The organism is Stenotrophomonas sp. 05L414_2 (genome assembly GCF_056397905.1).
In genome coordinates this window covers 1-5,112 of record NZ_JBFTOJ010000232.1, presented here as the reverse complement: position 1 = coordinate 5,112, position 5,112 = coordinate 1, and the positions used below count along the sequence as shown (strand labels likewise).

The 5,112-nt window shown below is 68.0% G+C and carries 7 protein-coding genes; 4 read left to right on the top strand and 3 right to left on the bottom strand.

All coding sequences use genetic code 11. From position 1 onward, the window contains the following. The 3 genes from AC1DJN_RS20595 to AC1DJN_RS20585 all read right to left on the bottom strand — a co-directional run. The coding region (locus AC1DJN_RS20595; RefSeq protein ID WP_478040025.1) for a response regulator at positions 1–516 on the bottom strand (516 nt) is incomplete at its 3' end. Positions 517–572: 56 nt separating this feature from the next. Continuing rightward, entirely contained in the window at positions 573–1,118 is a 546-nt protein-coding gene (locus tag AC1DJN_RS20590; RefSeq protein WP_032975919.1) for a redoxin family protein, read from the bottom strand. A 3-nt stretch (positions 1,119–1,121) separates the two neighbouring features. Further along, entirely contained in the window at positions 1,122–1,916 is a 795-nt protein-coding gene (locus tag AC1DJN_RS20585) for an alpha/beta fold hydrolase (RefSeq protein WP_478040023.1), read from the bottom strand. Positions 1,917–2,259: 343 nt separating this feature from the next. On the opposite strand from AC1DJN_RS20585, the gene AC1DJN_RS20580 reads away from it, so the two are divergent. From AC1DJN_RS20580 to AC1DJN_RS20565, 4 genes are all read left to right on the top strand, one after another. Then, the gene (locus AC1DJN_RS20580; protein WP_025873911.1) at positions 2,260–2,904 is read left to right on the top strand and encodes an HvfX family Cu-binding RiPP maturation protein; all 645 of its coding nucleotides are present in this window, start codon (positions 2,260–2,262) and stop codon (positions 2,902–2,904) included. 102 nt (positions 2,905–3,006) lie between these two features. Next, complete coding sequence (locus AC1DJN_RS20575; RefSeq protein ID WP_442251626.1) at positions 3,007–3,483, top strand: HvfA family oxazolone/thioamide-modified RiPP metallophore; 477 nt, start codon at positions 3,007–3,009, stop codon at positions 3,481–3,483. A gap of 54 nt (positions 3,484–3,537) precedes the next feature. After that, positions 3,538–4,383, top strand: coding sequence for an HvfB family MNIO-type RiPP peptide maturase (locus tag AC1DJN_RS20570; protein WP_478040021.1), 846 nt, complete (start codon positions 3,538–3,540; stop codon positions 4,381–4,383). Beyond that, entirely contained in the window at positions 4,376–5,110 is a 735-nt protein-coding gene (locus AC1DJN_RS20565; protein WP_312963529.1) for an HvfC family RiPP maturation protein, read from the top strand. The genes AC1DJN_RS20570 and AC1DJN_RS20565 overlap by 8 nt, the downstream gene beginning before the upstream one ends. Positions 5,111–5,112 lie beyond the last annotated feature (2 nt).

Sequence of the window (5,112 nt, the reverse complement as noted above, 5' to 3'; positions counted from 1 at the left end):
CAGCAGCCGGAACTCGGCGCCGCTGAGCGGATAGGCGGTGTCCTGCGCGTCCAGCAGGTGGCGGGCGGTGGTATCCAGGCGCCATTCGCCGAAGGCCAGCTGGCGGCCGGCTTCGCTCACCTGCAGGTTCGGCGGCAGCATCTGCGTGCGGCGGATCACCGCGTTGATGCGTGCCAGCAGTTCGCGCGAGGAGAACGGTTTGGTCACGTAATCATCGGCGCCCATTTCCAGGCCGATGATGCGGTCGGTCTCATCATCGCGGGCGGTCAGCAGCACCACCGGCACGGCGCGGTGCTTGCCGGCCCGCAGGTTGCGGCACAGGCTCAAGCCATCCTCGCCGGGCATCATCACATCCAGCACCACCAGGTCCACTGCATGGGTGTCCATCAGCGCGCGCATCGCGCGGCCACCATCGGCCTGGCTGACGCGCAGGCCGTTGCGCTGCAGGTAGTCGGCCAGCATCTGGCGGATGTCGCTGTCATCGTCGACGACAAGGATGTGCGGTACGTGGTTCATCGTATTCTCGATCGAGGCAGGGGCGAAGCCGCGCAACGCGGCCATGGTAGCGCGGCTCAGGGGCTGGCCAGCAGGCGCTGGATCTCGCTTTCGGTACGCGCATAGTCGCCTTCACCGTAGTGCCGGTAGACCACCCGCCCCTGCCGGTCGATCAGGTACAGCGCGGGCCAGAAACGGTTACCCCACGCGTTCCAGATCCGGTACTGGTTGTCCTGCACCACCGGCCAGGTGATATCCAGCCGGTGGATCGCACGGCGCAGGTTCCCCGGCAGCCCTTCATACGCGAATTCGGGGGTGTGCACGCCGATCACGTGCAGGCCCTGTTCCGCGTATCGGCGATGCCACTGGTGAACGTACGGCGCCACGTTGAGGCAGTTGCTGCAGGTGTAGGTCCAGAATTCGACCAGCACCACCTGCCCGCGCAGCTGCTGCAGGGTCAGCGGCGGGCTGTTGTGCCATGGCCCACCGCCGCTGAATCCCGCAGCGGGTGCGGCCTCGGCAGTCTGTGCACCGGCTTCGGGGCTTGGCCACGCAAGCAGCAGCGCAACGGCGCCGAGCAGGGACAGCAGCAGCGGCACGGTATACGCACGAAGCGTGGCCATTGCTCAGCCCCCCTGCTCGGCCAGCGGCAGCTCGGCCGGCTTCACACCGGCAGCTTCCAGGATGCTGTCGGCCACCTGCGCGGGGTGCGAGAGCAGCGAGACATGGCTGCTGCCGATCGACTGCAGCTGCGCGCCAATGCGCTGCGCGGTGGCGACCTGCAGCTGCGGCGAGAGCATGCGGTCATCGCGGCTGACCACGTACCAGCTCGGCTTGCTGCGCCATGCCGCCGTGGTCACGGCCTCACCCAGCGCACTGGCCTTCAACGGCACCTGCGTGCTGTACAGCAGGGCGGCGGCCTTCTTCATCACGTCGGGTGCGAAATCCTGGGCGATGGCATCGGCCGGCAGGGTCAGGTAACCGTCTTTCTCCTGCAGGCGGGTCAGCCCGGGGCCGACCGGGAAGCCTTCGCCCTGCTGCGCGGAGGACTGGCCGACATCCGGTGYGAACGCGGCCACGTAGACCAGCGCCTGCACCTTGGGATCGTCGCCCGCTTCGGTGATGACCGTGCCGCCCCAGCTGTGGCCGACCAGCACCACCTTGCCGGGCGCGGCAGCGATCGCGCGACGGGTAGCGGCAACGTCATCGGCCAGCGAGGTGAGCGGATTCTGTACCGCCACCGCCGGCAGCTTCCAGGCATGCAGGGTGCCGATGACCTTGTTCCAGCTGGAGCCATCGGCGAAGGCGCCATGCACCAGGATGATGGTGGGCGGCGCGCCGGCATCGGCCTGCACGGCGAAGGCGGGGGTGGCGGCGCCGGCCAGGGCCAGGGCAGCGGCAAGCAGGGTGGTGCGGATCATGGGTGGCACTCCGGTGTTGGGAGTGGCCATTTCCGCGTGCCGGTGTATCGCTGCTGTTTCGCTGTGATGCCGAGTTGTACCGGACTGTAGGGCGGCGGCGGGTTCCTACAGTGGGATACATTCGGCCGCTGGGCATGCCCCGGCGCCATCGGGTGGATATCGTTCCCCGCACGCGGACGCGCAACGCGCCGATGCGCCCCCGATGCGGCGTCTTTGTATCCAACTGTACGAAACCCCTGCCGCAGCCACAGTCGCTGACAAAACCCCGGGCATCGGCACACGTTGCCGATACCTGCGTGGCCCGAAATGGCCTCCATCGACCACCGGCCCGCAGGACACACCCATGATCAGCACCGCCTCCTCCCTCTACACCCCACGCCTGGATGCCGTCGGCCGCTGGCTTTCGCCGCTGGCCCTGCGCGCCCTGCTCGCCTGGGAATTCTTTGAATCCGGCCGCGAGAAGCTGGGCGGCCAGAACTGGTTCGCCGATCTGGAAGGCCGGTTCCCGTTCCCCTTCTCCACCCTGCCCGCCTCGCTCAACTGGCAGCTGGCCACCTGGCTGGAACTGGTGGGCGCGGTGATGCTGCTGCTGGGCCTGGCCACGCGCTCGGTGGCGTACATCTTCTGGGTGCTCACCATCGTGGCCATCGCCGCCGTGCACTGGCCCGACCAGTGGAACGGCCTGGATGAACTCTGGCGGGGCTATGCGATCACCGACCAGGGCTACGGCAACTTCAAGCTGCCGCTGCTGTTCCTGGCCATGCTGCTGCCGCTGATCCTCAACGGTGCCGGATCACTCAGCCTGGACCGTCTGCTTGCCAGCCCGCAACACGCCGCCGCAGACGATGACGGCCTCGGCTGGGGCAGCAGCCTGATCGCGCTGCTGCTACCGGTCGCCGCACTACTGCCTGGCGTCGGCTTCGGCGGTGCCCTGCTCGGCGCCGCGTTGTTGCTGGCCCATGTACTGCGCCGTCGCCGCAGCGCCTGATCCGCTTCCGCCCTCTCCCACTCTTCCTCGCATCGCATTCCGTCGCCTTCCAGCGGCGTCCATCCCGCACGCCCTGCGTGCACATCCCAAGGAGTCATCACCATGTCCGTCTCGACCAATAACACCTCTGCTTCCCGTCTGCCGCGCATCGGCGCCATCGGCATCGCCCTGGCCGGCGGCCTGCTGCTGGCCGGCCAGGCTGCCGCGATCCAGTCGCTGGCGATCAGTGCCGTGGCCATGAGCGCCGCCGCCGAAGGCAAGTGCGGTGAAGGCAAGTGCGGCGCCAACAAGGCCACCACCAGCAAGCCCGCCGGCAAGGCCAAGGTAGCCGAGGGCCAGTGCGGCGAAGGCAAGTGCGGCGACGCCTCGTTTGCCCGGACCGACCGTGACCACGACGGAAAGGTGTCGCGTGCCGAGTTCAATGCCGTGGCCGCCAAACGTGCCGCCGAATTCGACCGCATCGACACCGACCACGACGGTTACATCAGCGAGCAGGAAGCGCACGACTACCTGCGCAGCGTCTATACCGCCAATGGCAAGCCGATGCCGAAGGGCCTGTTCTCGCGCGTTGCCGACTGATTGCCCGCACCCGGTGCCGCCCTTGTGGCGGCACCTCATCCCGGAGTACCCACCATGTCCCTGCCTTTGCCTACCGCCAGTGCGGGCCTCGGCCTGCGCCGAGGCCTGATCGATGAACTGCTGGCGATRCCGGCCGATGCCATCGACTTCCTCGAATGCTCGCCGGACAACTGGATCGGCGTCGGCGGTGCACACGGTGCCGCGCTGCGCCAGCTGAGCGAGCGCCACCGCCTGACCTGCCACGGTCTTTCGCTGTCGCTGGGCGGCCCGGACCCACTGGACCGCACGCTGCTGCAACAGACCCGCGCTTTTCTCGACCTGCACCAGGTACAGCTGTACAGCGAACACCTGAGTTACTGCGCCGCCGGGGGCCACCTCTATGACCTGCTGCCGCTGCCGTTCACCGCCGAGGCCGTACGCCACATTGCCGGTCGCATCGCCCAGGTGCAGGACAGCCTGGGGCGTCGTATCGCGGTGGAGAACATCTCCTACTACGCAGTGCCCGCTGCCGACATGAGCGAGATCGAGTTCATCACTGCCGTGCTTGCCGAAGCCGACTGCGACCTGCTGCTGGACGTCAACAATGTCTTCGTCAACGCCTGCAACAATGGCTACGACGCCTTCGATTTCCTGCGCCGCGTGCCGGCCCACCGCGTGGCCTCCCTGCATGTGGCTGGCCACTTCGACGAGGACGACGGCTTCAAGATCGACACCCACGGCGCGCCGGTGAAGGGTGTGGTCTGGGCCCTGCTACGCCAGGCCTATGCGCACGTAGGCGTGCGCCCCACTCTGCTGGAGCGCGACTTCAATTTCCCGCCGCTGGCCGAACTGCTGGCTGAAGTGCAACAGATCCGTAGGGCCCAGGCCGACGCCGAGTTGCCGGAGGTGGCCCATGGCTGAGTCCCTGGCCACGTTGCAGGGGCGCTGGGCCGACCATGTGCGCGATCCCTCGATGCCAGCACCCGATGGCATCGCGGCATGGCGGCTGGCGATCTACCGCCGCCTGTGCATCGACAGCCTGGACAACCTGCTGGCCGGCAGCCTGCCGCGCCTGCATCAACAACTGGGCGAAGCGCGCTGGCGTGGCCTGGTCGAGCACTACTACGCGTACCACGACTGCCACACCCCGCTGTTCCCGCAGATCGCCAGCGAGTTCGCTGCCTGGCTGGCGGCGCAGGACACGTTCGCGCTGCCCGGCTGGGCGGCGGAACTGGCGCACTACGAGAGCACGCAGCAGGCACTGCACATCGAAGCGCGTGATGCCGGGCATTCGTTGCACTCCATGCCTGCGGGCAGCGACGTGCTGGCGCTGTCGCCGCTGGTGCGGGTACTGGGCTACCAGTGGCCGGTGCATGAGGACGCCGGACTGGACGATGCGCCCGCCAGCGAGCCGACACTTCTGCTGCTGCGTCGCCTGGCGGACGACCGCCTTCAGGTCGAGGAACTGGCACCGCTTGCATATGCGCTGTTGTCGTCATTTGGCAACGAGGGTGCGCGCGTGGACGACGCCCGGCAGGCGCTGGCTGAGGCGCATGGCGTGGCCAACGATGCACTGCGCGTGGTGGCCGCGCCCTTGCTGGGCGAACTGTGCGCGGCCGGCGTGCTGGTCGCGCTGACCGGGTTCTGAGA